This window comes from Rhizobium sp. R635 (assembly GCF_002211285.1).
In the GTDB taxonomy this organism is placed as follows: domain Bacteria; phylum Pseudomonadota; class Alphaproteobacteria; order Rhizobiales; family Rhizobiaceae; genus Rhizobium.
Genome location: NZ_LOKX01000014.1, coordinates 56,743 through 80,943, shown reverse-complemented (window position 1 = coordinate 80,943; position 24,201 = coordinate 56,743). Strand labels below are relative to the sequence as shown.

General features: G+C 62.7%; 28 protein-coding genes. 16 read left to right on the top strand and 12 right to left on the bottom strand.

The annotated features are described in order from the left end of the window. The first annotated feature begins 3 nt into the window (after positions 1–3). The gene (locus ATY78_RS13850) at positions 4–1,185 is read left to right on the top strand and encodes a GTP-binding protein (RefSeq protein ID WP_088682905.1); all 1,182 of its coding nucleotides are present in this window, start codon (positions 4–6) and stop codon (positions 1,183–1,185) included. On the opposite strand, the gene ATY78_RS13845 is transcribed toward ATY78_RS13850, so the two are convergent. From ATY78_RS13845 to ATY78_RS28560, 5 genes are all read right to left on the bottom strand, one after another. Then, entirely contained in the window at positions 1,182–1,406 is a 225-nt protein-coding gene (locus ATY78_RS13845; RefSeq protein WP_088682904.1) for a sulfurtransferase TusA family protein, read from the bottom strand. The genes ATY78_RS13850 and ATY78_RS13845 overlap by 4 nt on opposite strands. Before the next feature lie 5 nt (positions 1,407–1,411). Next, positions 1,412–2,644, bottom strand: coding sequence for a murein L,D-transpeptidase family protein (locus ATY78_RS13840; protein ID WP_088682903.1), 1,233 nt, complete (start codon positions 2,642–2,644; stop codon positions 1,412–1,414). A 197-nt stretch (positions 2,645–2,841) separates the two neighbouring features. Further along, complete coding sequence (locus tag ATY78_RS13835; protein ID WP_088682902.1) at positions 2,842–3,795, bottom strand: acetyl-CoA carboxylase carboxyltransferase subunit alpha; 954 nt, start codon at positions 3,793–3,795, stop codon at positions 2,842–2,844. 63 nt (positions 3,796–3,858) lie between these two features. Next, positions 3,859–4,812, bottom strand: a complete 954-nt coding sequence (gene xerD / locus ATY78_RS13830) for a site-specific tyrosine recombinase XerD (RefSeq protein ID WP_088682901.1) — start codon at positions 4,810–4,812, stop codon at positions 3,859–3,861. A 4-nt stretch (positions 4,813–4,816) separates the two neighbouring features. Then, positions 4,817–4,993 (bottom strand): hypothetical protein, encoded by a 177-nt coding sequence (locus tag ATY78_RS28560; RefSeq protein WP_088682900.1) that lies wholly within the window; start codon positions 4,991–4,993, stop codon positions 4,817–4,819. Between the two features lie 148 nt (positions 4,994–5,141). Here ATY78_RS28560 and ATY78_RS13820 point away from each other — a divergent pair, with 148 nt between their 5' ends. The 3 genes from ATY78_RS13820 to ATY78_RS13810 are packed head-to-tail and all read left to right on the top strand — an operon-like array spanning position 5,142 to position 8,169. After that, entirely contained in the window at positions 5,142–5,732 is a 591-nt protein-coding gene (locus ATY78_RS13820) for a shikimate kinase (RefSeq protein ID WP_088682899.1), read from the top strand. Next, positions 5,729–6,859, top strand: coding sequence for a 3-dehydroquinate synthase (gene aroB, locus ATY78_RS13815; protein WP_088682898.1), 1,131 nt, complete (start codon positions 5,729–5,731; stop codon positions 6,857–6,859). The genes ATY78_RS13820 and aroB overlap by 4 nt, the downstream gene beginning before the upstream one ends. Further along, the gene (locus tag ATY78_RS13810; RefSeq protein ID WP_088682897.1) at positions 6,859–8,169 is read left to right on the top strand and encodes an HlyC/CorC family transporter; all 1,311 of its coding nucleotides are present in this window, start codon (positions 6,859–6,861) and stop codon (positions 8,167–8,169) included. The genes aroB and ATY78_RS13810 overlap by 1 nt, the downstream gene beginning before the upstream one ends. 48 nt (positions 8,170–8,217) lie before the next feature. On the opposite strand, the gene ATY78_RS13805 is transcribed toward ATY78_RS13810, so the two are convergent. Then, on the bottom strand, positions 8,218–8,502 hold the full coding sequence (locus tag ATY78_RS13805) for a BolA family transcriptional regulator (protein ID WP_190237457.1): 285 nt from the start codon (positions 8,500–8,502) through the stop codon (positions 8,218–8,220). A gap of 102 nt (positions 8,503–8,604) precedes the next feature. Here ATY78_RS13805 and ATY78_RS13800 point away from each other — a divergent pair, with 102 nt between their 5' ends. The 5 genes from ATY78_RS13800 (at position 8,605) to ATY78_RS13780 (ending at position 14,132) form a co-directional block, all read left to right on the top strand. Continuing rightward, positions 8,605–9,222 (top strand): J domain-containing protein, encoded by a 618-nt coding sequence (locus tag ATY78_RS13800; protein ID WP_088682896.1) that lies wholly within the window; start codon positions 8,605–8,607, stop codon positions 9,220–9,222. Positions 9,223–9,530: 308 nt separating this feature from the next. After that, positions 9,531–10,523 carry a cobaltochelatase subunit CobS gene (gene cobS, locus ATY78_RS13795; RefSeq protein ID WP_088682895.1) on the top strand — a complete coding sequence of 331 codons (993 nt, stop codon included), beginning with the start codon at positions 9,531–9,533 and terminating at the stop codon, positions 10,521–10,523. A 13-nt stretch (positions 10,524–10,536) separates the two neighbouring features. Beyond that, a complete protein-coding gene (cobT, locus tag ATY78_RS13790) occupies positions 10,537–12,438 on the top strand; it encodes a cobaltochelatase subunit CobT (RefSeq protein ID WP_088682894.1) in 1,902 nt (633 codons plus the stop codon). A 23-nt stretch (positions 12,439–12,461) separates the two neighbouring features. After that, positions 12,462–13,484, top strand: coding sequence for an esterase-like activity of phytase family protein (locus ATY78_RS13785; RefSeq protein WP_088682893.1), 1,023 nt, complete (start codon positions 12,462–12,464; stop codon positions 13,482–13,484). An 81-nt stretch (positions 13,485–13,565) separates the two neighbouring features. Continuing rightward, positions 13,566–14,132: an AAA family ATPase gene (locus ATY78_RS13780; protein ID WP_088682892.1), complete on the top strand. Its 567-nt coding sequence runs from the start codon at positions 13,566–13,568 to the stop codon at positions 14,130–14,132. Positions 14,133–14,141: 9 nt separating this feature from the next. Here ATY78_RS13780 and ATY78_RS13775 read toward each other — a convergent pair whose 3' ends face one another. Both ATY78_RS13775 and rpmB read right to left on the bottom strand, forming a co-directional pair. Then, a complete protein-coding gene (locus ATY78_RS13775) occupies positions 14,142–14,777 on the bottom strand; it encodes a VUT family protein (RefSeq protein WP_088682891.1) in 636 nt (211 codons plus the stop codon). A gap of 112 nt (positions 14,778–14,889) precedes the next feature. Continuing rightward, positions 14,890–15,186, bottom strand: coding sequence for a 50S ribosomal protein L28 (gene rpmB / locus ATY78_RS13770; protein WP_008527777.1), 297 nt, complete (start codon positions 15,184–15,186; stop codon positions 14,890–14,892). Positions 15,187–15,426: 240 nt separating this feature from the next. On the opposite strand from rpmB, the gene ATY78_RS13765 reads away from it, so the two are divergent. Further along, positions 15,427–16,206: a DUF3108 domain-containing protein gene (locus ATY78_RS13765; protein ID WP_088682890.1), complete on the top strand. Its 780-nt coding sequence runs from the start codon at positions 15,427–15,429 to the stop codon at positions 16,204–16,206. A gap of 30 nt (positions 16,207–16,236) precedes the next feature. Next, the gene (locus ATY78_RS13760) at positions 16,237–17,127 is read left to right on the top strand and encodes an EamA family transporter (RefSeq protein WP_088682889.1); all 891 of its coding nucleotides are present in this window, start codon (positions 16,237–16,239) and stop codon (positions 17,125–17,127) included. Positions 17,128–17,129: 2 nt separating this feature from the next. On the opposite strand, the gene ATY78_RS13755 is transcribed toward ATY78_RS13760, so the two are convergent. Beyond that, on the bottom strand, positions 17,130–17,552 hold the full coding sequence (locus ATY78_RS13755; RefSeq protein ID WP_088682888.1) for a cupin domain-containing protein: 423 nt from the start codon (positions 17,550–17,552) through the stop codon (positions 17,130–17,132). After that, complete coding sequence (gloB, locus tag ATY78_RS13750) at positions 17,552–18,322, bottom strand: hydroxyacylglutathione hydrolase (RefSeq protein ID WP_088682927.1); 771 nt, start codon at positions 18,320–18,322, stop codon at positions 17,552–17,554. Before gloB ends, ATY78_RS13755 begins: the two co-directional genes overlap by 1 nt. 53 nt (positions 18,323–18,375) lie before the next feature. Here gloB and ATY78_RS13745 point away from each other — a divergent pair, with 53 nt between their 5' ends. The 4 genes from ATY78_RS13745 to ATY78_RS13730 all read left to right on the top strand — a co-directional run bounded on the left by ATY78_RS13745 (position 18,376) and on the right by ATY78_RS13730 (position 21,693). Then, positions 18,376–19,152, top strand: coding sequence for a class I SAM-dependent methyltransferase (locus tag ATY78_RS13745; RefSeq protein ID WP_088682887.1), 777 nt, complete (start codon positions 18,376–18,378; stop codon positions 19,150–19,152). A 91-nt stretch (positions 19,153–19,243) separates the two neighbouring features. After that, positions 19,244–20,341 carry a histidinol-phosphate transaminase gene (hisC, locus tag ATY78_RS13740; RefSeq protein WP_190237456.1) on the top strand — a complete coding sequence of 366 codons (1,098 nt, stop codon included), beginning with the start codon at positions 19,244–19,246 and terminating at the stop codon, positions 20,339–20,341. Beyond that, the gene (locus ATY78_RS13735) at positions 20,338–21,264 is read left to right on the top strand and encodes a prephenate/arogenate dehydrogenase family protein (RefSeq protein ID WP_088682885.1); all 927 of its coding nucleotides are present in this window, start codon (positions 20,338–20,340) and stop codon (positions 21,262–21,264) included. The genes hisC and ATY78_RS13735 overlap by 4 nt, the downstream gene beginning before the upstream one ends. Before the next feature lie 9 nt (positions 21,265–21,273). Next, on the top strand, positions 21,274–21,693 hold the full coding sequence (locus ATY78_RS13730) for a GNAT family N-acetyltransferase (protein WP_088682884.1): 420 nt from the start codon (positions 21,274–21,276) through the stop codon (positions 21,691–21,693). Here ATY78_RS13730 and ATY78_RS13725 read toward each other — a convergent pair. Further along, positions 21,690–22,706: a DUF2125 domain-containing protein gene (locus tag ATY78_RS13725; RefSeq protein WP_088682883.1), complete on the bottom strand. Its 1,017-nt coding sequence runs from the start codon at positions 22,704–22,706 to the stop codon at positions 21,690–21,692. The genes ATY78_RS13730 and ATY78_RS13725 overlap by 4 nt on opposite strands. Before the next feature lie 49 nt (positions 22,707–22,755). Here ATY78_RS13725 and ATY78_RS13720 point away from each other — a divergent pair, with 49 nt between their 5' ends. Next, positions 22,756–23,286 (top strand): gamma-glutamylcyclotransferase, encoded by a 531-nt coding sequence (locus ATY78_RS13720; RefSeq protein WP_088682926.1) that lies wholly within the window; start codon positions 22,756–22,758, stop codon positions 23,284–23,286. A gap of 102 nt (positions 23,287–23,388) precedes the next feature. Here ATY78_RS13720 and ATY78_RS13715 read toward each other — a convergent pair whose 3' ends face one another. Then, entirely contained in the window at positions 23,389–24,186 is a 798-nt protein-coding gene (locus tag ATY78_RS13715; RefSeq protein ID WP_088682882.1) for a 1-acyl-sn-glycerol-3-phosphate acyltransferase, read from the bottom strand. Between the last annotated feature and the right edge of the window lie 15 nt (positions 24,187–24,201).

The following is a 24,201-nucleotide window of genomic DNA, read 5'->3' as shown; positions in this document are numbered from 1 at the left end:
AACATGAGCGGGCTCAACGACAGGATTCCGGTCACCATCCTGACTGGCTTTCTCGGCGCCGGAAAATCGACGCTGCTCAACCGTATCCTCAAAGATCCTGCGATGAAGGATGCGGCTGTCATCATCAACGAATTCGGCGATGTCGGCATCGACCATCTCCTGGTCGAAAGCTCCGGCGATTCGATCATCGAGCTGTCTGACGGATGCCTCTGCTGCACCGTGCGCGGCGAGCTCGTTGATACGCTGGCGAACCTGATGGATGCCGTGCAGACCGGCCGCGTCAAGCCGGTGAAGCGCGTCGTCATCGAGACGACAGGCCTTGCCGACCCGGCGCCGGTCATGCAGGCGATCATGGGAAATCCCGTCATCGCCACCAATTTCGATCTCGACGGCGTCGTCACGGTCGTCGATGCGGTGAACGGGCTGCAGACGCTCGACAATCACGAGGAAGCGCGCAAGCAGGCGGCAGTCGCCGACCGGCTGATCATCTCGAAAAAGTCGATGGCCGAGCAGGACGAGGCCTTGGAAAGGCGCCTGCGTGCGCTCAATCCGCGTGCCGCGATCATGGATGCCGATAGCGCGGAGGCGGGCACCTCAGCTGTGCTGGTCAACGGGCTTTACGATCCGGCGACGAAGATCGCCGATGTCGGCCGCTGGCTGCAGGACGAGGATGCGCATGAGGCGCATCACCATCACGACCATGGTCGTGATGAAGACCACCATCACGGTGGCGATCATGGACACCATGGTCATCACCACCATCATCATCACGGCCATGAGGATCAGGACCCGCACGACGTCAACCGTCACGATGCGTCGATCCGCTCCTTCTCCATCATCGAGGAGAAGCCGATCGATCCGATGGCGCTCGACATGTTCATCGATCTCCTGCGCTCGGCCCATGGCGAGAAGCTGCTGCGGATGAAGGCGATCGTTTCCGTCTCCGACCGGCCGGACCGGCCGCTGGTGCTGCATGGCGTCCAAAGCATCTTTCATCCGCCGGTGCGGCTTGCCGCCTGGCCGGGGGAAGACCGGCGCACGCGCATGGTGCTGATCACCAAGGACCTGCCGGAGGCTTTCGTGAAAGATCTCTTCGATGCATTCCTCGGCAAGCCGCGCATCGACAGGCCGGACCGTCAGGCGCTGTCGGACAATCCGCTCGCCATTCCGGGATTGCGAATTTAGCGCTTGCGGATCAGGAAGCGGTGACCGTTTTCGGTCTTTTCCGTCTCGACCAGTTCGTGGCCGTCCTCATTGCAGAAATGCGGCATGTCGATCACAGCCATCGGATCTGTGGTGTCGACGCGAATGAGTGCGCCGCTTGCCATGGTGGCAAGCTTCTTGCGTGTCTTGATCACGGGGAATGGGCATTTCAGGCCGCGAAGGTCGTAGAGAACGGGGGGCAAGCCGCTCAGTTCCGCGCCCAGAACTTCCAGAACGGCTTCTTTGCCGTGGCGTCCGCCGTTTCCTGCGGTTCGGGCGCCGTGTAGGCCAGCGGGTTCTGCGTCGGCACCGGCACGACAGCGGGTGTCGCGGCGGCAACTGCCGTTGCCTGCGTCTGCGGCTGGGCTGGTGTTGCGGGCGTGGCGCCCGCTGCGGAATTGGCGGTGAGGCTCTGGGCGGTGCGCTTGACCATCAGGTCTTCGAGTTCGGCGACCTTGACCATGCGGCCGGCTTCGAGCGACGTGCCTGTCGGCGCGAAGGCGAGTTCGCGGCCCTTGCGCAGCTTGGCGACAACGGCCTTGCGCTCGGCCTCGGACGGGTCGTACCAGGCCATGCCGTCATATTTGCTCATCGCCTTGGCATAGTCGGCATCATAGGTCTTGCCGTAGGAGGCAAGGGCGGCCGTCAGCGCCGGCGGCGTCGACATGGCCGGGCACTTGCCGGCGGCGTTGAAGGCGCCGCCATCGGTTGCCTGCTGGTTGAAGACATATTTCTTCTCGCAGACGTTCACCTCGGGCGGGCGCTTCGTCACTTCGAAATTGTCGTAGCCGACCTTCAGCATCTTCCAGAAGTCGTAGCTCGGGTCGAGGCGATGCTTGACCATGTTTTCCGCCGTCATGCGGAAGGGGAAGGCCTGCAGCTGCACCGTCGACTGGCCGCCCTTGAAGGCGTCGCGGGCGAAGGCGTAGATCTCGAGCACCTGCTGGTCGGTCATCGAATAGCAGCCGGACGACGAGCAGGCGCCATGGATCATCAGGTCGGAGCCGGTGCGGCCGTTCGCCGCGTCGTAGCGGTTCGGGAAGCCGGTGTTGATCGCCAGATAATATTTCGAGTTCGGGTTCAGGTTGGCGCGCGTCAACTCGTAGAAGCCTTCCGGCGCCTGCCGGTCGCCGGTCTTGACTTTCGGGCCAAGACGGCCGGACCAGGCGCAGATCTTGTAATCGGCGACCTTGTCGAAACGGTTGTCGGCCTTCGCCTTCCAGATCTCCATGGCACCTTCTTCCTTGAAGATGCGGATCATGATCGGCGAATTGCGGTCCATGCCCTTGGCGGCCATGGCGGTGAGGATATGGGAGGGAAGCGGCTGCTCGACCTTGTTCTTGACCTTGGAAAGATCGACCTGCGCCGTCTCCAACGTGTCGTTGCAGCCGGCCAGAGCCAGCGCCATGAGGGAGACATAGGCAAAATGACGTATGCGCATTCAAACTAGCCCATAAAGATGATGCGACCCGGTCCGCCTATGGAGTCCGGGTACGAAACGGAATCATAAGCGGCTTATACTTCACAAATTCTTAACAGCCTATGACGTGCCCGGGACGCCCCTGCAAGCGCGAATGTTAAAGATAACAACAATGTGGCCAAGATTTGGCCCCAATCGACGAGACGTCAGTTCTTACCCTACAGATTACGGCCCATATTGAGGAATTTCTGCCGCCGCTCGTTGCGCAATTGCTCGCCGGAGCGCGATGCCATTTCGCCGAGCGCGTTGGCGATCACGTCACCGGTCGCGGCGATCACGCTGTCGGGATCGCGATGGGCGCCGCCGAGCGGCTCGGAAATGATGCCGTCGATGACGCCGAGCGATTTCAGGTCTTCGGCGGTGATCTTCATGTTGGTCGCCGCCTCGCGGGCGCGGGTGGAATCGCGCCAGAGGATGGAGGCCGCGCCTTCCGGCGAGATGACGCTGTAGATCGAATGTTCGAGCATATAGACCCGGTTGCCCGTAGCGATCGCGATCGCGCCGCCCGAGCCGCCTTCGCCGATGACGACGGAAACGAGGGGAACCTTGACGCCGAGACACATTTCCGTCGAGCGGGCGATCGCCTCGGCCTGGCCACGCTCTTCAGCACCGACGCCGGGATAGGCGCCTGCCGTGTCCACCAGCGAAATGACTGGCAGGCCGAAACGATCGGCCATTTCAAGGATGCGGATCGCCTTGCGGTAGCCTTCCGGGCGGGGGCTGCCGAAATTGTGCTTGAGACGGCTCTTGGTGTCGTTGCCCTTTTCCTGGCCGATGACGGCGACGGGCTGGCCGCGGAAGCGGGCAAGGCCCGCCTGGATCGCGGCATCCTCGGAAAATTTGCGGTCGCCGGCGAGCGGCGTGAATTCCTGGAACAGCGTCTTGGCGTAATCGACGAAATGCGGGCGCTGCGGATGGCGGGCGACCTGCGTCTTCTGCCAGGCATTGAGCTTGGAATAGATTTCGACGATCGCCTCGCGGACGCGAACCTCCAGCCGGCCGATTTCATCGGTGGTATCGATGCTCTCGTCTTCCGTTGCGAGCTTCTTCAGCTCGATGATCTTGCCTTCGAGGTCGGAGATCGGCTTTTCGAAGTCGAGATAATTGTGCATGAGGTGCGTTTCCGTTCCTTGTGCCACGGGGCGTTTTCCTGGCTCCGCCCCTTGTCGCCGGTCCTATTCGTGCTTTTTCGCCTGTTTGGCAAGGGGGTGATGCGTCTGGACGAGCTGCTGCAGCCTCTCTTCGAGCACATGTGTGTAGATCTGCGTGGTCGAAATGTCCGAATGGCCGAGGAGTTCCTGCACGACGCGCAGATCCGCGCCATTGGCAAGCAGATGGCTTGCAAAGGCGTGGCGCATGACATGCGGCGAGATCATCGACGGCGTCAGGCCGGCGCGGATCGCCAGATTCTTGAGGTCGCGGGCGAAAACCTGGCGCGGCAGGTAGCCTTCCCTGGAGGCGGCGGGAAACAGCCAGGGGCTTTCCTGCGGCTCCTTGGCGGCGGCGTTTTCCCTAGCCATCAGGCGTCCGTAGGCTTTCAAAGCTGCTATCGCCGAGTGCGACAGCGGCACCAGCCGTTCCTTGTTGCCCTTGCCGCGGATCATCAGGAATCGGCCCTCCTGGTCGAGCACGCGGGCGGGGAGCGAAACGAGCTCGCTGACGCGCATGCCGGTGGCATAGAGCAGCTCCAGAAGCGCCAGCATGCGCAGGCGCTGCAGCTGGCCGGCCGCCGGATCGTCCGCCTCGGCCTGCGCCTGGGAAAGCAGCCGGCTGACCTCCTCGACGCCCATCGTCTTCGGCAGCGGGCGGCCCTTCTTCGGCGCGTCGAGAACGCCTGTGGGATCGTCGGTGCGCAGGCCCTCGGCGTAGAGGAACTTGTAGAACTGGCGCATGGCGGCAAGCCGGCGCGCCTGCGAGGAGGGTTTGAAGCCCTGGCCGGCGAGCGAGGAGAGATAGGCGGCAAGATCGGCGGAGGCGGCTTCGGTGAGCCTTATGCTGCGGCCGTTCAGGAAGGACCTGACATCGTCGAGGTCGCGCTCATAGGATTGCAGCGTGTTGGCGGCCGCGCCGCGCTCGGCGCTCATCATTTCCAGAAAGGATTCCACATGGACGCGGCCGAGATCCCTCATGTTCTCACTTCCTGGTCGGGTTGATCGTGCCCGTCGCCGGCGGGTTGACCCGCTCGGACGGAATGCGGATCGTGACGTCGCGCTGCTGCGGCTCGACGAAGGTCACAAGCGCCCACATCGCTCCGTAGACCGTCCCGGCGAGGATCGCGCAGAAGAACAGGAAACGGAACAGGGTCGGCATCCGGCAACTCCTTCATGCTGTGCTTCTGTTATAAGAAGCGTATTCGCAAGTGCAAGAAGCGCTCTTCAAGCCATGATTCCCTTGTCCGCGACTTGACGCTCCACCTGCATTTGTCGATACGGTTTGCAAACAAAGTGTGAATGGACCGATGAGTGAACCACTGCTGACCGTTGCTGACAGCCTGAAAGACAGCGCTCGCGCTGCGCTCGGTTCACGCAATCTGATCCTCGTCGGCCTGATGGGCGCCGGAAAATCCTCGGTCGGGCGCATCGTCGCCAGCCAGCTCGGCATTCCCTTCATTGACAGCGACCATGAAATCGAGCGCGTTTCGCGCATGACGATCACCGAGCTTTTCGCGGCCTATGGCGAGGAAGAATTCCGGGCGCTGGAAACGCGGGTGATGAAGCGGCTCTTAAAGGGCGGGCCGCGCGTCGTCTCCACCGGCGGCGGCGCCTTCGTCAACGAGCGGACGCGCAGACACATCAAGAAGGGCGGCCTTTCCGTCTGGCTGAAGGCGGATCTCGACGTGCTCTGGGAGCGGGTCAACAAGCGCGAGACCCGGCCGCTGCTCAAGACCGAAAATCCGAAACAGACGCTCGAGAACCTGATGAACGCGCGTTATCCGATCTATGCGCAGGCAGACCTCACCGTGCTTTCGCGCGACGTGCGCAAGGAAATCATGGCCGACGAGGTGCTGAAGGCCGTGATCGAAGCCCAGAAGGAAAGTACAGCGTCATGAATGCCATAACCTCCGCCCCCGCCGTCCAGACGGTGCATGTGCCGCTCGGCGAGCGCGCCTACGATATTCTGATCGGGCCGGGGCTGATCGCGCGGGCCGGCGCCGAGATCGCCTCCCGCCTCAAGGGCCGAAAAGCTGCGATTATTACCGACGAGCATGTGGCGCCGCTCTATCTCGAAGCGCTCGTCGCAAGCCTCGATGCGGCAGGCATCGTCTCGGCTGCGGTCGTTCTGCCAGCCGGCGAGAAGACCAAGAGCTTCGAACATCTGATTGATGTCTGCGACAAGGTGCTCGAAGCCCGCGTCGAGCGCAACGACTGCGTCATCGCGCTCGGCGGCGGCGTCATCGGCGACCTTTCCGGCTTTGCGGCGGGCATCGTCAGGCGCGGCGTGCGTTTCGTGCAGGTGCCGACCTCGCTGCTGGCGCAGGTCGATTCTTCCGTCGGCGGCAAGACGGGCATCAATTCCCGCCATGGCAAGAACCTGGTCGGCGTCTTCCATCAGCCGGACCTAGTTCTCGCCGATACGGACGTGCTGAATACGCTGAGCGCGCGGGAATTCCGGGCAGGTTACGCCGAAGTCGCAAAATACGGTCTGATCGACAAGCCTGACTTCTTCACCTGGCTGGAAACGAACTGGAAGGCTGTCTTTTCAGGCGGCTCCTCGCGCATTGAGGCGATTGCCACGAGTTGCCAGGCGAAGGCCGATGTCGTCGTTGCCGACGAGCGCGAGAACGGCCAGCGGGCGCTGCTGAACCTCGGCCACACCTTCGGTCATGCGCTGGAAGCGGCGACCGCCTATGACAGCCGCCGCCTCGTGCATGGCGAAGGCGTTTCGATCGGCATGGTGCTGGCGCATGAATTCTCTGCACGGATGAACCTCGCAAGCCCGGACGATGCGCGCCGCGTCGAGCGGCATCTGAAGGAGGTCGGCCTGCCGACCCGCATGTCCGACATTCCGGGCGAACTGCCGCCGGCCGAAACGCTGATGGAGGCGATCGCGCAGGACAAGAAGGTCAAGAGCGGCAAGCTCACCTTCATCCTCACACGCGGCATCGGCCAGTCCTTCGTCGCCGACGACGTTCCGGCCTCCGAGGTCGTCAGCTTTCTCAGGGAAAAACACGGCTGATGACGATCGAAGGCGCTCTGGAATTTCTCGCGGCATACTGGCCGGAGATTGTCTCGATCGCCGCGCTGGTGTTCCTGTCTGCCTTCTTTTCCGGCTCGGAAACCGCGCTGACCGCCGTATCGCGCAGCCGCATCCATACGCTCGAAGCGAACGGTGACGAACGCGCCGGTCTCGTGCGCCAACTGATCGAACGGCGCGACCGGCTGATCGGCACGCTGCTGATCGGCAACAATCTCGCCAACATCCTTTCCTCTTCGATCGCCACCAGCCTCTTCCTCGGCCTGTTCGGCAGTTCCGGCGTGGCGCTGGCGACTCTCGCCATGACCGTCATTCTGGTCATCTTCGCGGAAGTGCTGCCGAAAAGCTGGGCGATCTCGACGCCGGAGCGCTTTGCGCTTGCCGTCGCGCTTCCCGTCAGGCTCTTCGTTGCCGTCGTCGGCCCGGTGTCCTCCTTCGTCAATGCGATCGTCCGGCGAATTCTTTCGCTGTTCGGCATCAATCTTTCGCGGGAAGTATCGATGCTGACCGCGCATGAGGAACTGCGCGGCGCCGTCGATCTCCTGCACCGAGAGGGATCGGTGGTGAAGGCCGACCGCGACCGGCTCGGCGGCGTGCTCGACCTCAGCCAGCTGGAACTGTCCGATATCATGGTCCATCGCACCAAGATGCGGGCGATCAATGCCGACGATCCGCCGGAAGCAGTGGTGCGCGCCATCCTGGAAAGCCCGTACACACGCATGCCGTTGTGGCGCGGCACGATCGACAACATCATCGGCGTCGTCCATGCCAAGGATCTCCTGCGGGCGCTTGCCGAGCCGAACATGGAGCCGCAGAACCTCGATGTCGTGAAGATCGCGCAGAAGCCGTGGTTCGTGCCCGACAGCACCAATCTCGAAGATCAGCTCAACGCTTTCCTGCGCCGCAAGCAGCATTTCGCCGTCGTCGTCGACGAATATGGCGAGGTGCAGGGCATCGTCACGCTGGAGGATATTCTGGAAGAAATCGTCGGCGATATTTCCGACGAACACGATATCGAGATGCAGGGCGTGCGCCAGGAGGCGGACGGTTCGGTCGTCGTCGACGGCGGCGTGCCGATCCGGGATCTCAACCGAGCGCTCGACTGGAACCTGCCCGACGAGGAGGCGACGACGATCGCCGGCCTCGTCATCCACGAATCCATGACCATTCCCGAGGAACGCCAGGCCTTCACCTTCTACGGAAAGCGTTTCGTCGTGATGAAGCGGGAGAAAAACCGCATCACCAAGCTGCGCATCCGTCCCGCGCAGGAAGACGATACGAAGCCGGCCTGATCCGGCTTGGATTGCCGGCGTCCTATATCCATATAGGCTGCTGTGCGGCTACCAGCGGGTCGGTTCATCAGGTGCCGCCGGTTCGACGGCCAGCGCATGCAGGCCGGCATCGAGCTCGGGTTTCAACAGGTCGGTGATCGCCCGGTGGCGCGCCAGCCGCGACATGCCGGCGAATTTTGCCGAAACGATCCTCACCCGCATGTGGGTTTCGCCGGTTCCCGTGATGTCGGGCTGATGGCCGGCATGCAGATGGCTTTCGTCGATGACGCTCAGGCGTTCGGGCGCGAAGGCTTCGACAAGTTTTTCTTCGATGCGGGTCCGCAGGGTCATCATCCGGTCTTGCTGCTTCGCGAAAAGGGTTCCCACCAAGCCAGCAACATTCCCATTTGTCAATTCTTGTTGTCGCCTTGCGACAGCCTCATAATTAGCGCCGCCATGAGACTTGATTCAAAATACTTCGACCGCATCCGTACACGCCGCAAACGCGAGCAGGAGACAGAGCAGGCGCCGCCTACCTGTCAATGGGACGGCTGCGACAAGAAAGGCTCGCATCGCGCTCCCGTGGGACGCAATGCGGAGGGCCAGTTCTTCCTGTTCTGCTTCGAGCACGTCAAGGAATACAACAAGGGCTACAATTATTTCTCCGGCCTTTCGGACGGAGAGATTGCCCGATACCAGAAAGAGGCGATCACCGGCCATCGGCCGACATGGACCGTCGGCGTCAACAAGTCGGCCAAGGACAGCCCGCTCCATTCGGAAGTGCGCTCCGGCGCCTATTCGCGCGTTCGCGATCCCTTCGGCTTCGTCAAGGAAGGCGGCAAGGGGAGCGGGCCGCGCTTTCCCCAGGCGCGCAAGCTGAAATCGCTGGAAAGCAAGGCCTTCGACACGATGGGCCTGCATGCCAATGCGACCTCGGCGGAGATCAAGAGCCGCTACAAGGAACTGGTCAAGAAGCACCATCCGGACGCCAATGGCGGCGACCGCGGTTCGGAAGAACGCTTCCGCGCCGTCATCCAGGCCTATCAATTGTTGAAGCAGAACGGTTTTTGTTAATTCCCGTCCTTGCTCTTGGGCTTCAATCGGGTATGGTCCAAATCGGCTGAGGCCGCAGGCAAACGCGGCTCATATTTGCGCGTTTTCCTGACATCGCCTCCGCCGACCTTCCGGACGCGGCGTTTCTTGTCCGGGACTCTTTCAAGAATGCTCGCAAGCGGTCATCATCCCGCCGAGGTTTCGTCTCAGTCCCGGAGAAGTATCGCCGACGTTCCGACCTGGACGGACGCGGAGATAATCGCGGCGTCACGGTTGCGACATGGCCTGAGACAGTATGGCCGGGTGGTTTCACCCGCCTTGGAGACATGATGAGCAAGATCGACCTCGATATTTCAGAACTGCCCGATACCACCGTTTCGGTCCGCGAGACCTTCGGCATCGATTCCGACATCCGCGTTCCCGCCTACAGCAAGGGCGACGCCTATGTGCCGGACCTCGACACCGACTACCTGTTCGACCGCGAGACGACGCTCGCCATTCTCGCAGGCTTCGCGCATAACCGCCGCGTGATGATCTCCGGCTATCACGGCACGGGCAAATCCTCGCATATCGAGCAGGTGGCGGCGCGGCTCAACTGGCCTTGCGTGCGCATCAACCTCGACAGCCATGTCAGCCGTATCGATCTCGTCGGCAAGGATGCGATCGTCGTCAAGGACGGTCTGCAGGTGACCGAATTCAAGGACGGCATCCTGCCCTGGGCCTATCAGCACAATGTCGCGCTCGTCTTCGACGAATATGATGCCGGCCGCCCGGACGTGATGTTCGTCATTCAGCGCGTGCTGGAATCTTCCGGCCGCCTGACGCTGCTCGACCAGAGCCGCGTCATCCGGCCGCACCCGGCCTTCCGCCTGTTTGCGACCGCAAACACGATCGGTCTCGGTGACACCACAGGCCTCTATCACGGCACGCAGCAGATCAACCAGGCGCAGATGGACCGCTGGTCGATCGTGACGACGCTGAACTACCTGCCGCATGATCATGAAGTGAACATCGTTGCCGCCAAGGTGAAGAGCCTCGGCAAGGACAAGAACGGCCGCGAGACGGTTTCGAAGATGGTGAGGGTCGCCGACCTGACGCGCGCCGCCTTCATGAACGGGGACCTCTCGACCGTCATGAGCCCGCGCACGGTCATCACCTGGGCCGAAAACGCCGAGATCTTCGGCGATCTCGCCTTCGCCTTCCGCGTCACCTTCCTCAACAAGTGCGACGAGCTGGAGCGCCCGCTGGTCGCCGAGCATTATCAGCGCGCCTTCGGCGTCGAGCTGAAGGAAAGTGCCGCCAACATCGTTCTCGGAGCCTGAGGCCCGACCGATCATGGCAGCTCGCGGTGACAATTCGAAAGCAAAGCCCGGTGCGCCCGTCGACGTCGAGCCGTTGCGCCGGGCGATATCGGGCTGCGTACGCTCGATCGCCGGCGACGGCGATGTCGAGGTGACCTTCGCCAACGAACGGCCTGGCATGACCGGGGAACGGATCCGGCTGCCGGAGCTTTCCAAGCGGCCGACGGCGCATGAGCTGGCGGTCACTCGCGGGCTCGGCGATTCCATGGCGCTGCGCCTCGCCTGCCATGACGAGAAGGTGCATGCGACGATGGCGCCGCAGGGCTCGGACGCCCGCGTGATCTTCGATGCGGTCGAGCAGGCGCGTGTCGAATCGATCGGCACACTGCGCATGGAGGGCGTGGCGGCGAACCTGCGCTCCATGACGGAAGAGAAATATTCCAAGGCGAATTTCACCGGCATCGAGCGCCAGGAAGATGCGCCGATCGGCGAGGCCGTGGCGATGATGGTGCGCGAGAAGCTGACCGGCCAGCGCCCGCCTGCCTCCGCCGGCAAGGTGCTCGACCTCTGGCGCGGCTTCATCGAGGACAAGGCGGGGGCCGACCTCGATACCCTCTCGGGAGCGATCAACGACCAGCAGGCCTTCGCCAAGCTCGTCCGCAACATGCTGTCGGCCATGGAGATGGCCGAGGAGTACGGCGACGACGAGAGCGAAGCCGACAATGACGACCAGTCGGAGCAGGAAGACCAGCCGAGCGGCGACGAGCAGGACCAGGACGAGGTCGACGAGGATGCCGGCACCGATGCCGCCCCCGTCGAGGACAGCGAAGTCTCCGACGAGCAGATGGAGGACGGCGAGACCGAAGGCGCCGAGATCTCCGACGACGACATGATGGAAGAGGGCGAGGACGATTCGGAAACGCCGGGCGAGACCCGCCGTCCGAACACGCCTTTTTCCGATTTCAACGAGAAGGTCGATTATCACGTCTATACCGAAGAGTTCGACGAGATCATCACCGCCGAGGAACTTTGCGATGCCGCCGAGCTGGAGCGCCTGCGCGCCTTCCTCGACAAGCAGCTTGCGCATCTGCAGGGCGCCGTCGGGCGCCTCGCCAACCGGCTGCAGCGCCGCCTGATGGCGCAGCAGAACCGTTCCTGGGATTTCGACCTGGAAGAGGGCTACCTCGATCCGGCCCGGCTGCAGCGCATCATCATCGACCCGATGCAGGCGCTTTCCTTCAAGATGGAGCGCGACACGCAGTTTCGCGACACCGTCGTCACCCTGCTGATCGACAATTCCGGCTCGATGCGCGGCCGGCCGATCACGGTTGCCGCCACCTGCGCCGACATCCTCGCCCGCACGCTGGAGCGCTGCGGCGTCAAGGTCGAGATCCTCGGCTTCACGACGAAGGCCTGGAAGGGCGGGCAGGCGCGCGAAACCTGGCTTGCCGGCGGCAAGCCGCAGACGCCGGGCCGCCTCAACGACCTGCGCCACATCATCTACAAATCCGCCGACGCGCCGTGGCGGCGGGCACGCGCCAATCTCGGGCTGATGATGCGCGAGGGCTTGCTCAAGGAGAATATCGACGGCGAGGCGCTGATCTGGGCGCATAATCGCCTGCTCGCACGCCGCGAGCAGCGCCGCATCCTGATGATGATCTCGGACGGGGCGCCGGTGGACGATTCGACGCTGTCGGTCAATCCGGGCAACTATCTCGAGCGGCATCTGCGCGCCGTCATCGAGCAGATCGAGACGCGTTCGCCCGTGGAACTGCTGGCGATCGGCATCGGTCATGACGTGACGCGCTACTATCGCCGCGCCGTGACGATCGTCGATGCCGACGAGCTTGCCGGCGCGATGACCGAGCAGCTTGCCTCCCTCTTCGAAGATCAATCCACCCAGCCACGCGGCGGCCGGCTCCGTCGCGCCGGCTGACGCCAATCAGGGAAACGTCGGGGATGATAGGCAATCGCCTCCGCCGTGTGGCGTCGATCCTTCTCTGCATCGCCACCGGCACCTGCCCGTCATGGGCCGGCGACGACGTGTCGGTCATTAGCCGGCAAATATCCGATTTCAGGATCGGCTCTTCGCAGATGCAATTCGGCTCGCTGGAATTTCTCGGCGGGCTGGAGATGGTCTCCAGCAGAGCGCTGTTCGGCTCGCTCTCCTCCATCCGCTTCCGGCAGGATCAAAAACACTTCGTCGTGGTGCTCGATACCGGCCAGTGGTTGACGGGCAGCATCAAGCGCGACGTCAAGGGCAGGCTTTCAGGCCTTTCCAATGTCGAGATCACGCCGATGAAGAACAGCGCCGGACGCAGCCTCGAGGGCAAGGGCTATATGGACGCGGAGGGCCTGGCGCTCGACGGCGACCGGATCCTGGTCTCCTTCGAGCAGGAACATCGCGTCGACGTCTATCCCGATCCCGGCTTTGCCCAATCGCGTGCGATCGCCACTTTGCCGATCCTCATCCCGCGCAAGATGCTGAGCTACAACCGCGGTATCGAAACCATCGCTGTCGCGCCGGCATCGAGCCCGCTCAAGGGCGGCGTGGTCATCGTCTCGGAACGTGGTCTCGACAGCGACGGCAACCGGTTGGCTGCCATTCTGAGCGGGCCGCTGAAAGGGCAGTTCGCGGTCGCGCGGGATGGCAGCTTCGACGTCACCGACGGCGCCTTCCTGCCGAACGGCGACCTGCTGCTGCTGGAGCGGCGTTTCAACATGGCCGAAGGCATCGGCATGCGCCTTCGGCGCATCAAGGGCGCCGATATCCGGCCCGGCGCCGTCGTCGACGGCGAATTGCTGCTCGAAGGCGATTTCAACTCGCAGATCGACAATATGGAAGGGCTCGACACTTTCCAGGCCGCCGACGGCACGACCCATCTCATCCTGATATCGGACGACAACCATTCGATCCTGCAGCGCAATCTGATGCTGGAATTCCGACTTTCCGACAGTGTGAAGCAGGCTGCGTCAGACTGATGTCACAAGCTTTGGCTATCGGATTGAACCGCAGTCGGCCGATCTGAGCCTTCGTCCCGTAGCCGCTATCGGAGGGAAATCATGGTGCATATCCATGTCATGGGCGCGTCCGGTTCCGGCACGACATCGCTCGGCCTTGCGCTTGCCGAGAAGCTCGATATCGCCCATCTCGACACCGACGATTTCTTCTGGATGCCGACCGATCCGCCGTTCACGACGCCGAGGGATGCCGATGAGCGCATCCGCATGCTCCTTGAAGCGGCGGCGCGGCATGACGGCTGGGTCCTCTCCGGCTCCGCGCTGAAATGGGGGAGGCAGATCGAGCCGTTCTATGACCTGATCGTGTTCCTGAGAATCGAGCCGGAGCTTCGGATGGCGCGCATCCGTGCGCGGGAGATCGCCCGATATGGAGAGAGGATCGGTCCTGGCGGCGACATGGAAGTCAAAAGCGGAGAGTTCATGGAATGGGCGGCAAGCTATGATACTGCGGGTCCTGAACAGCGCAGTCTTGCGGCACACGAACAATGGCTGGAAACGCAGACCGCGCCGGTGCTGCTGCTCGATTCATCGCGAGAGATCGACGATCTGACGGCAGAGGTGCTCCTGCATCCTGCGATCGCCGCCGGTGCTGTCCGGCGGCGTCGGTGATCTTGTTGCTCAGCTGGCGCGCGCGGCCTGCATCGGCCGCAGCACGTTCATCAGCGCGCCATAGGGCAGCAGCATGACGAGGCCGACTATCATCTTGACGGCGAAATCGCCGAGCGCCCAGGAAATCCAGCGAGGCGCCTCGGTGGCGAAGACGCCGAGGACGGGAGCGGCTTCCAGCGCGAAAGGCTCGTTCGGGCCGAGGAAGACGAAGAACGCGGCAAAGGAAAGCGAGAAGAACATCACCGTATCGAGCGCCGAGCCGATCAGCGAGCCGACGAGCGGCGCGCGCCACCAGGCCTGGCGGCGAAGGCGGTTGAAGACGGCGATATCGAGCAGCTGGCCGGCGAGATAGGCCGATCCGGAGGCGATGGCGATGCGCGGCACGGAGGTGAAGAAGGACAGCGTCACACCGACGACGAAGCCGGCAAAGACGACCTTGCGGGCTGCCTGCGGGCCGAACTGGCGATTGGTCAGATCGGTGATCAGGAAGGCGACCGGATAGGAGAAGGCGCCCCAGGTCAGGATGTCGGCGAGATTGATGCCGGCGACTTCGGCGTTCAGCGGAAACTGGACGAGGAAGTTGGAGGCGACGACGACAAGCGTCATCAGAGCGACATAGGCAATGGTATAGCGGGTCTTCAGCATTTTTTTATCCTGGGTGATGCCACCAGTTGGAGAGACAGGCCGGCAAAGCAAAAGGCCTGACGGAGATCATCCGTGCAAGCCTTTCGAAGCCGTATTGAAGAAGGGCAGAAGCTTACGCAGCAGCGGCTTCGGCGGTCTTCTTGACGATCTGGCGGCGCAGCAGGCGTGCGCGCATCGACAGTTCGTTTTCGCTTGCCTTGATCAGGAACGCATCGAGGCCGCCACGATGTTCGACGGAGCGAAGAGCCGCAGCCGAAACACGAAGACGATAACGCTGGTTGAGGGCGTCGGAGATCAGCGTTACCTGGCACAGGTTCGGCAGGAACCGGCGCTTGGTCTTGTTGTTGGCATGGCTGACATTGTTACCAGTCAGGACGGCCTTGCCGGTCAATTCGCACACGCGGGACATGGAACACCTATTCTTGTTTTTCTCGGGCCATCGAATTGCCATCCCCGGCAAAACCGAGCTCGCAATCCAACAGGCATGATTGGAAAGTTGCGGTTCTATAGTCAGACAGGCCGCGCGCGTCAAGCCAAACCTTGGCCTTTCCCGCAATTCTGTCAAAAAGCTGCTGTTTTCTTCCCTTCATGGCAGGAGTATAGAGCGCTCAGCAAGGCTGCCGGCGCAGGGCAAGACAAGGCTTCACTCATGGCTCATTCGGGCAGACGCATTTTCATTTCGGTCATCGCCGCATTCCTTGCCATACCGGCATCAGCGGCCGAGGTCCAGCATCAGACGGTATATCGGGTGACGCTCGCCGGCCTGCCGATCGCGCGCGCCGCGTTCCTGACGCAGATCGAGGACGATCACAGCTACAAGATCGCGGGCGATATCAAATCCGCCGGCCTTGCCGATCTCATCAAGACCATCTCGGCAAAGACCAGCGTCACCGGCGTCGTCCGTAACGACCGGCTGCAGGCGGTGAAGTATTCGCTCTACTATAAGACCGGCAAGAAGGCCCGCGTCTACGAGGTCAGCTACCGCAACGGCGACATCATATCGGCGACCACGACCCCGACGCCGAAGCGGCCGAAGAACTGGATCGACGTCACGCCGCGCGACATGCGCTCGGTGCTCGATCCGATCTCCGGCCTCGTTTTCACCGGGGATACCAAGGTCTGTTCGCAGACGCTGCCGATCTTCGACGGCGAGACGCGCATGGATCTGGTGCTCTCGCCGAAGGGCGACGAGGATTTCTCGACGGACGGCTTCAAGGGCAAGGCGCTCGTCTGCGGTGTGCGATTCGTGCCGCGCTCAGGCTACAAGAAGGGCCGCAAGGATATCGACTATCTCAGCAAGAGCGACCGGATGGAAATCTGGTTTGCCAAGTCGCAGGCGGCAAATGTATATGCTCCCGTCTATGTGCGCATTCCCACAGAATATGGAATGGTGACGATCACCGCCGTCAAATACGGCAGCGTCAGCTGACGGAGCTTTCGCCTCCGTGAAGGGGGACAGATGAAGCTTCGGGCGACGGCGATCGGTTTTACGGCCATTCTGATGTGGTCGTTCCTGGCGCTCTTGACGGCGGCGTCCGGCAAGATGCCGCCATTCCAGCTTTCGGCCATCTGCTTTGCGATCGGCAGCATTCCCGGGCTCGTCGTGCTCGTCCGCAATCCCGTGCGGCTCATGCTGCTGAAACAGCCGGCCAGGGTCTGGGTGACAGGCATCGCAGGGCTCTTCGGCTATCATTTCCTCTATTTCACCGCACTCAGGAACGCGCCGGCTGTGGAGGCGGGGCTGATCGCCTATCTCTGGCCGCTCCTGATCGTCGTCGGTTCGGCGCTTCTGCCGGGAGAGCGGCTGCGCTGGTATCATGTGGCGGGCGCGCTTGCCGGGCTTTGCGGCACTTTCCTCATCGTCGGCCGCAACGGCATCGACTTCGACGGCGCTTATGCCATCGGGTATGGCGCCGCCTTGCTCTGCGCCTTCACATGGTCCGGCTATTCGCTGCTGACGCGGCGTTTCGAGGCCGTCTCTACGGATGTCGTCACCGGCTTCTGCCTTGCAACCTCGATCCTGTCGCTGTTCTGCCATCTCGGCCTCGAGGCGACGGTCTGGCCGACAACGGGCTTCGAATGGATCGCCGTCATCGGGCTCGGGCTTCTGCCGGTCGGGGCTGCCTTCTATGCCTGGGATTACGGCGTCAAGAACGGCGATATCCAGATCCTCGGCGCCGCAAGTTATGCCGCGCCGCTGCTTTCGACGCTCATTCTGACGCTGTTCGGATTTGCCGAGCCGAGCTGGCGGATCGCACTGGCCTGCCTGCTCGTCACCGGCGGGGCGGTGCTGGCGGCTCAGGAGATGTTCCGCCGCAAGGCCGCAGTGGCGCCCGTCGCGGCGGAGTAGCCTCAGCCACCGGGCTTCCAGCCGGGCGGGGCCATTTCGAAGCTCGAAAATTCGAAGCCGGGCGCGACGGTGCAGCCGACCAGGGTGAAATCGCCGAGGCTTTCGGCCGATTGCCACCAATTGGCGGGAATGATCGCCTGCGGCCGCTCGCCGGCGGAAAGATCGGTTCCGAGCGTCAGCGTTTCACTCGTCGTTCCGTCTTCCGAACGGTGCAGCGAAAGCGGCGCGCCGGCATAATAGTGCCAGACCTCGGCGGCGTCATGGACGCGGTGCCAGTGGGAGCGCTGTCCCCGCGTCAGCAGGTAATAAATTGCCGTCGAATGGCCGCGCGCGCCTCCCGAGGTGTCGCGGAAGGTCTGCACGTACCAGCCGCCCTCCGGATGCGGCTCCATGCCGAGTTCGCGGATGATCTCCTCGGGAGACATCAGAAATTATCCTTGCGCTTGCGGATCTCGGCAAAGACCTCCTCGTTGGTCTTGCCTTCCATGACCAGATTGCGGCGGATCGCCGGATCGGCGGCGCGCAGGAACGGATTGGTTTCCTTTTCCAGCCCCAGCGTGGTCGGAATGGTGAATTTGCCTTCCGCCCGCAGGGCTTCGATCTCGACGGCACGGGTCTTCAGGCGCTCATTGCCGGGATCGACCGTCAGTGCGAAGCGGGCGTTGGAGAGCGTATATTCGTGGCCGAAATAGACGGCGGTCTCATCCGGCAGCACGGCGAGCTTCTGCAGGGAATGCCACATGTCGGCGGCCGGGCGTTCGAACAGGCGGCCGCAGCCGAGCGCAAACAGCGTGTCGGCGGCAAAGAGCAGCTTGTCGTCGGCGAAGTGATAGCAGATGTGGCCGGCGGTATGACCGGGTGTTTCGATGACGTTGACCGTATGGTCGCCGAAGAGGAACCTGTCGCCATCGGCCATCGTGCGGTCGAGGCCGGGAATGGCGACCGCCTCGTTGATCGGGCCGATGATCTCGCAGCCGAACTGCTGCTTCAGCGCCAGGTTGGCGGCGACATGATCGGTGTGGTGATGGGTGGTGAAGATATGGGTGATCTTCCAGCCGCGGCGTGTCGCCGCTTCCAGGATCGGCGCTTCCTCCGGCGCGTCGATCGCCGCGGTAAAGCCCGTCTCCACGTCATGCACGAGAACGCCGAAATTGTCGGTGCGGCAGAGAAAAACGTCTAATTCCAAAGGTTTCATCGTCAAATAATCCTTTGTCATGCGAGTCTTGCGGGAATGTAGAGGGTCCGGCCTTGAAGTCCAACCGCCCGCTGATAACATTTATCGCAATGCACGCCGATATCGTCGACCTACGTCAGTTCTACCATTCCGATCTCGGGCGTCTCGCCGAGCAATCGATCGCCATGGCGCTGTCCTCGCTCTGGGTGCGGCTGCCGCAGGAGCGGCTTGTCGGCCTTGGTTATGCCGTGCCCTTCCTCGATCGCTTTCAGGCCGATACCGAGCGCACCTTCGCCTTCATGCCGGCCGGGCAAGGCGCGGTGAACTGGCCGATGGGCTCGCTTTCCTCGACGACGCTTGTTTTCGACGAGGAATTGCCGCTGCCGGATTCGTCGATCGACCGGGTGCTGATGGTGCATTCGCTGGAATTTGCCGAAAGCCCGCGCGAGACGCTGAAAGAGCTCTGGCGGGTGCTGGCGCCGGGCGGACGGCTCGTTATCGTCGTGCCGAACCGGCGTGGTGTGTGGGCGCGCATGGAGCACACGCCCTTCGGCTCCGGCCGGCCCTATTCGCGCGGCCAGCTGACGCATCTGCTGCGGGAGACGAATTTCACGCCGGGGGCGACGGCCGAGGCGCTGTTCTTTCCGCCCTCCAAGCTCCGAACCATCCTGCGTCTTCGCCGCGCCTTCGAGCGGATCGGCCGGACGCTGTGGCCGGCCTTCTCGGGCGTCATCATCGTCGAGGCGCAGAAGCGGCTCTATCAGGGTCTGCCGGTCGCCGCGCGCGCCTCCCGCCGCGTCTTCGTGCCGGTTCTGGCACCTCACGGCGTACCGACGACGCGCAATCGCTGAGCGCGTTCCCGCTCTCGACAAGAACCGCATTCCGCTTTAATGCCACTTGGTCATTTTCCGGAAAATCCAAGGTCGACCCATGAGCGTTGAGATGAGCAAGCCCGTTCCGCGTCCCGGTATTCTCGATATCGCAGCCTATGTGCCGGGCAAGGAACATGCGCCGGGTGTCGCCCGCGTCTACAAGCTTTCCTCCAACGAAACGCCGCTCGGCGCCAGCCCGAAGGCGATCGAGGCCTTCAAGGCGGCGGCGGACAATCTGGGGCGTTATCCCGACGGGCAGGCGATCGAACTGCGCGAGGCGATTGCCGCCGTGCATGGCCTCAATCCGGCAAACATCCTCTGCGGCAACGGTTCCGACGAACTGCTCGGCCTGCTCTGCCATGTCTATCTCGGCGCCGGCGACGAAGGCATCATCACCGAGCACGGCTTCCTCGTCTACAAGATCCAGATTCTGGGCACGGGCGCCACGCCCGTCGTCGTCAAGGAGAAGGACTATACCGTCGACGTCGACGCGATCCTTGCTGCGGTGACGGAAAGGACGAAGATCGTCTTCATCGCCAATCCCGGCAATCCCACAGGCACCTACGTTCCCGTCAGCGAGATCCGCCGCCTGCAGGCCAGCCTGCCGAAACACGTCGTCCTCGTGCTCGATGCGGCTTACGCCGAATATGTGCGCCGCAACGATTACGAAGCCGGCATCGAGGTCGTCTCCTCCAACTCAAACGTGGTGATGACCCGCACCTTTTCGAAGGCCTACGGTCTTGCGGCGCTGCGCGTCGGCTGGATGTATGCTCCTGCCGATATTGTCGCTGCGGTGAACCGCGTGCGCGCTCCGTTCAACCTGAATGCTGCGGCGATTGCCGCCGGTGCCGCGGCCATCCGCGACCAGGCTTTCGTCCAGCAGGCCGTCTCCTTCAACCAGATGTGGGTGGAGACGCTCACGGAGGCTCTCGAAGCAATCGGGCTGAAAGTGACGCCGTCCGTCGCCAATTTCGTCCTCATCCACTTCCCTGACATCGACGGCAAGCGCGCCGCCGATGCCGACGAGCTCCTGACGAGCCGGGGCTACATCCTGCGCGCCGTGCGCAGCTATGGCTTTTCCAATGCGTTGCGCATGAGCATCGGTCCCGAAGAGGCCAATCACGGCGTCATTGCCACGCTGCGGGAATTCATGGGACAGCAGGCATGAGCGTGCTGTTCGATCGCATCGCGCTGATCGGCATTGGCCTGATCGGTTCCTCGCTCGCTCACGACATCAGGCGGCTCGGGCTTACGAAAGAGATCGTGGTCGCGACGCGCAGCGCCGATACGCTCAAGCGTGCGGAAGAACTCGGCCTCGGCGATCGCTACACGACGTCTTCGGCTGATGCCGTTAAAGATGCCGATCTCATTATCGTCTCGGTGCCGGTCGGCGCTTCGGAAAGCGTGGCGAAGGAAATCGCCGGCAGCCTGAAGCCTGGCGCTATCGTTACCGATGTCGGCTCCACCAAAGCGTCCGTCATCGCGCAGATGCAGCCGCATATGCCTGACAGCGTGCATTTCATCCCCGGCCATCCGCTGGCCGGCACGGAAAAATCCGGCCCGGATGCCGGTTTCCCCGGCCTTTTCGAAGGCCGCTGGTGCATCTTTACGCCGGTTGCCGGTACCGATGAAACGGCGCTGAAGCGCCTGCGCGGTTTTTGGGAGGCACTGGGTTCGAAGGTCGACGAGATGGATGCGGAACACCACGACAAGGTGCTCGCGATCGTCTCGCACCTGCCGCATATCATCGCCTACAACATCGTCGGCACCGCCGACGATCTGGAGACCGTGACGGAGTCCGAGGTCATCAAATATTCGGCCTCCGGCTTTCGCGATTTCACCCGTCTTGCCGCTTCCGATCCGACGATGTGGCGCGACGTCTGCCTGCACAACCGCGATGCGATCCTAGAAATGCTGGCGCGCTTCTCGGAGGATCTCGCTTATCTGCAGCGCGCGATCCGCTGGGGCGAGGGCGACAAGATTTTCGAACTCTTCACCCGCACACGCGCCATCCGCCGTTCGATCATCCAGGCCGGCCAGGATGTCGACGCACCCGATTTCGGCCGTCCCCACGCGCTAGAGAAGAAGTAGCCTCTCGCGATGGTGGAGGTGGCGAGCGCAAGTCAGGCGGATATCGACTGGCTGGCTCGCGAGGATGCCAGTGCCGGCAAGGCGTGGGTCTCGCGGTGCGTGGCGCTTGGCGAATATCTCGTTGCCAGGGAGGTCGGCGAGATCGTCGGTTTCCTGCGCTTCTCCCGCTTCTGGGGCAGGGTTCCCTATATGGAAATGATCCGCGTTCTGCCCGGCCACAGGCGGTCGGGTGTCGGGACGGCGCTGTTTCTCGCCTGGGAATCAGCCATGCGCGGCGAGGGCGCTCGGCTGCTGATGACGTCGAGCGAATGCGATGAGAGCCGGCCGCAGGACTGGCATCGCCGCAATGGATTTACCGAAACCGGTGCGATCGATCTGCCTGGCCTGCAATCCGTGCCAGAAGTGTTCTTCATCAAGCGGATCGGTTAGATCGGCGGAATCTTGCCGAGCGGGATGAAGCCGCTGACGGTGGCGTTGCCGCGATCGACGACGAGATCGACCGAGACTTTGTCCTTGCCGCCGGCAAGCGATTTCAAGAGCTTCGTCGCCGTGTTGACGGTCGAGGCGATATCGGGGAAGGCCTGCTTCAGGCTGTCGCCCCAGGGGCCGAGCTGTTCGATCTCCAGCTTGAATTTCCCGGAGAGGAGACCCTGCTCGTCGAAGGAGAAGGGGCCGGTCAGCGTCATCACCTTGCCGTCACCGATATCGGCAACGATGCGGCGCAGTTCGCCGGCAGAACCATTGAGGCCGTTCGGATCGCTGCCGTCGATGAGGCCGGCCTTGCCAGCGACAGTCAGATCGATGCTGGCGGACAGTTTCGGGAAGATCTGCGGCCAGTCCTTGATCGCCGTGTTCGCATCCTGCACCGAGATCGCCCCGTCGAGATCGGCGCCGTTCTGGCGCAGGTGAATTTCGGTGCGGGCCGCATCGAAGTTGACGGTTTGGCCGGTGAAGGAGGAGACCGCGGTCGCCTTCAGGCCTTCGATGACGGTCGAGCTGTGGTCGATGCCTTTCAGCCTGGTTGTGAGGCTGGCTTGCAGGTTCGCCCATTGAGCCGAGATCGAGAGGCCGTTGGTGGTGCGGATTTCGGCCGGCGAATCGAGCTCCCAGACGATATGGCCGGGCGCATAGACCTGTGCGGCCGAACGCAGCGCGCCGAAGGTGGCGGAGACGCCGTTGACATTGTCGTCGACATCGACCTTCGAGCAGAACAGGCCGATGCGGAAGGGATAGCCGCGGAATTCGATATCGGTGCATTCGCCGCTGACGCCCGCCGGATTGCCTGGCGCGATCGCCTGCAGCACCGTGGTCTTCAGCGCCGACGCCGCATAGAACCAGCCGCCGGTATAAAGCGCGATCACCAGGAGGATGCCTCCGCCCAGCAACCAGAATTTCTTGCTACTGCCTGATTGGCCGCTGCCGGATCGGCTTGACGCTGCCATGATGTTCTCCAATGGTGAATCGCAAAGTGATTCCGGTCTGGCGTGCGATATGGACGAATTTTGGGTGTTTGGCTACGGCTCGCTGATGTGGAATCCGGGCTTCGAATTTCTGGAGCGGGCAGAGGCCCTGGTGCATGGTTACAGGCGTTCGCTGTGCGTTCGCTCCTTCGTTCATCGCGGCACGCGCGACAATCCGGGCCTCGTTCTCGGTCTCGACAGGGGCGGCGCCTGCCGGGGCATGGCGTTTCGTATTTCGCCGGACAAATGGGATGAGGTGATCGATTACCTCCGCGCCCGTGAGCTCGTCACCAACGTCTATCTGGAGCGCCGGGTGCGATTGCAGTTTGCCGGCGGCCGCAGGATGGAGGCGATTACCTACATTGCCGATCGCGACCACGAGCAATATGCCGGTACGCTCGACGCGCTTGCGGCGGCGCGGGTGGTGAACGAGGCCAAGGGGCAATCCGGCCCGAACGATGCTTATGTCTTCAATACGCTCGCCCATCTGAAGCAGATGGGCATCCGGGACCATTGGCTGGAGCAGGTCGTCGACGAAGTGGAGCGGCTGCGCGCCGCCTAAAGCGCGTCGCGATCTTTCAGATTCGCTCCTCGCGCTTTAAGTCTTTGTTTTTACGCATGTCGTTATCGCAACCGCTGCTCGCTTTTGCGCGACATGCTCTAGTCACGCCGTCGCCGCCTTCACCTTGCGCAGCTCGGCCAACCTTTCCACGGCCGTCGGCGGCAAGGGCAGATGCGGATTGCGTTCGACGGTATCGATGAGGAGTTCGTCGCTTGCCCCTTCCGTCACCTCGACCAGATGGGCGAAGAAAGCGTCCGGATCCATCCCCGGCATGATCGGCGGCAAAATCTTCACCTTGAAGTGGCCGGGATAACGAAGGATGCTCCGCCGCGGCCAGAAGAGGCCGGGATGCATGACGATCGGCACGACGGGAATGTTGAGGTCCCGATACATGCGGGCGATGCCGTATTTATAGACCGGCTCGGCGCCCGGCGGGCGGCGCGTGCCTTCGGGATAGATGATGAGCTGGCGGCCGGTCGAAAGCTCTTCCCTGGTACGCTTCAGCACTTCCACCATCACCTTGCCGCGGGCGCCGCGATTGACCGGGATCACCCGCTGCTTCTTGGCATACCAGCCGAACAGCGGAATCCACATCAGCTCTCGCTTCAGGATGTAGACCGGGTCTTTCAGCCAGGGCAGCAGCGCATAGGTGTCCCAGAAGGACTGGTGCTTCGGCGCCAGGATGTAACTGCCGTCCGGCAGGTTCTCCAGACCCTCGATCTCGAAGGTCGTGCCGACGATGACCCGCATCAGCCAGTGGTTGGAACGCGCCCAGTTCTTCGGGATCGCATAGGCGGTCAGGCGCGGCGCCACGAAATAATAGGGCGAGAGCACGATCATCCGGATGATGAGGTTGGCGTAGAAGACCGTGTTGAAGAGAATGGAACGCAGGGCGATCATGAAATTTTCCCGAGG

Bases quoted from the DNA above. Each gene is read 5' to 3' on its own strand.
- ATY78_RS13805 (WP_190237457.1), bottom strand. From the start codon at position 8,502: ATGATGACCCTGCGGACCCGCATCGAAGAAAAACTTGTCGAAGCCTTC.
- ATY78_RS13785 (WP_088682893.1), top strand. From the start codon at position 12,462: ATGATAGGCAATCGCCTCCGCCGTGTGGCGTCGATCCTTCTCTGCATC.
- ATY78_RS13755 (WP_088682888.1), bottom strand. From the start codon at position 17,552: ATGTCTCCCGAGGAGATCATCCGCGAACTCGGCATGGAGCCGCATCCG.
- cobS (WP_088682895.1), top strand. From the start codon at position 9,531: ATGAGCAAGATCGACCTCGATATTTCAGAACTGCCCGATACCACCGTT.
- ATY78_RS13840 (WP_088682903.1), bottom strand. From the start codon at position 2,644: ATGCGCATACGTCATTTTGCCTATGTCTCCCTCATGGCGCTGGCTCTG.
- xerD (WP_088682901.1), bottom strand. From the start codon at position 4,812: ATGAGGGATCTCGGCCGCGTCCATGTGGAATCCTTTCTGGAAATGATG.
- cobT (WP_088682894.1), top strand. From the start codon at position 10,537: ATGGCAGCTCGCGGTGACAATTCGAAAGCAAAGCCCGGTGCGCCCGTC.
- ATY78_RS13765 (WP_088682890.1), top strand. From the start codon at position 15,427: ATGGCTCATTCGGGCAGACGCATTTTCATTTCGGTCATCGCCGCATTC.
- aroB (WP_088682898.1), top strand. From the start codon at position 5,729: ATGAATGCCATAACCTCCGCCCCCGCCGTCCAGACGGTGCATGTGCCG.
- ATY78_RS13730 (WP_088682884.1), top strand. From the start codon at position 21,274: ATGGTGGAGGTGGCGAGCGCAAGTCAGGCGGATATCGACTGGCTGGCT.
- ATY78_RS13850 (WP_088682905.1), top strand. From the start codon at position 4: ATGAGCGGGCTCAACGACAGGATTCCGGTCACCATCCTGACTGGCTTT.
- ATY78_RS13775 (WP_088682891.1), bottom strand. From the start codon at position 14,777: ATGCTGAAGACCCGCTATACCATTGCCTATGTCGCTCTGATGACGCTT.
- rpmB (WP_008527777.1), bottom strand. From the start codon at position 15,186: ATGTCCCGCGTGTGCGAATTGACCGGCAAGGCCGTCCTGACTGGTAAC.
- ATY78_RS13810 (WP_088682897.1), top strand. From the start codon at position 6,859: ATGACGATCGAAGGCGCTCTGGAATTTCTCGCGGCATACTGGCCGGAG.
- ATY78_RS13835 (WP_088682902.1), bottom strand. From the start codon at position 3,795: ATGCACAATTATCTCGACTTCGAAAAGCCGATCTCCGACCTCGAAGGC.
- hisC (WP_190237456.1), top strand. From the start codon at position 19,244: ATGAGCAAGCCCGTTCCGCGTCCCGGTATTCTCGATATCGCAGCCTAT.
- ATY78_RS13820 (WP_088682899.1), top strand. From the start codon at position 5,142: ATGAGTGAACCACTGCTGACCGTTGCTGACAGCCTGAAAGACAGCGCT.
- ATY78_RS13780 (WP_088682892.1), top strand. From the start codon at position 13,566: ATGGTGCATATCCATGTCATGGGCGCGTCCGGTTCCGGCACGACATCG.
- ATY78_RS13735 (WP_088682885.1), top strand. From the start codon at position 20,338: ATGAGCGTGCTGTTCGATCGCATCGCGCTGATCGGCATTGGCCTGATC.
- ATY78_RS13725 (WP_088682883.1), bottom strand. From the start codon at position 22,706: ATGGCAGCGTCAAGCCGATCCGGCAGCGGCCAATCAGGCAGTAGCAAG.
- ATY78_RS13760 (WP_088682889.1), top strand. From the start codon at position 16,237: ATGAAGCTTCGGGCGACGGCGATCGGTTTTACGGCCATTCTGATGTGG.
- ATY78_RS13800 (WP_088682896.1), top strand. From the start codon at position 8,605: ATGAGACTTGATTCAAAATACTTCGACCGCATCCGTACACGCCGCAAA.
- ATY78_RS13720 (WP_088682926.1), top strand. From the start codon at position 22,756: ATGGACGAATTTTGGGTGTTTGGCTACGGCTCGCTGATGTGGAATCCG.
- gloB (WP_088682927.1), bottom strand. From the start codon at position 18,322: ATGAAACCTTTGGAATTAGACGTTTTTCTCTGCCGCACCGACAATTTC.
- ATY78_RS13715 (WP_088682882.1), bottom strand. From the start codon at position 24,186: ATGATCGCCCTGCGTTCCATTCTCTTCAACACGGTCTTCTACGCCAAC.
- ATY78_RS28560 (WP_088682900.1), bottom strand. From the start codon at position 4,993: ATGCCGACCCTGTTCCGTTTCCTGTTCTTCTGCGCGATCCTCGCCGGG.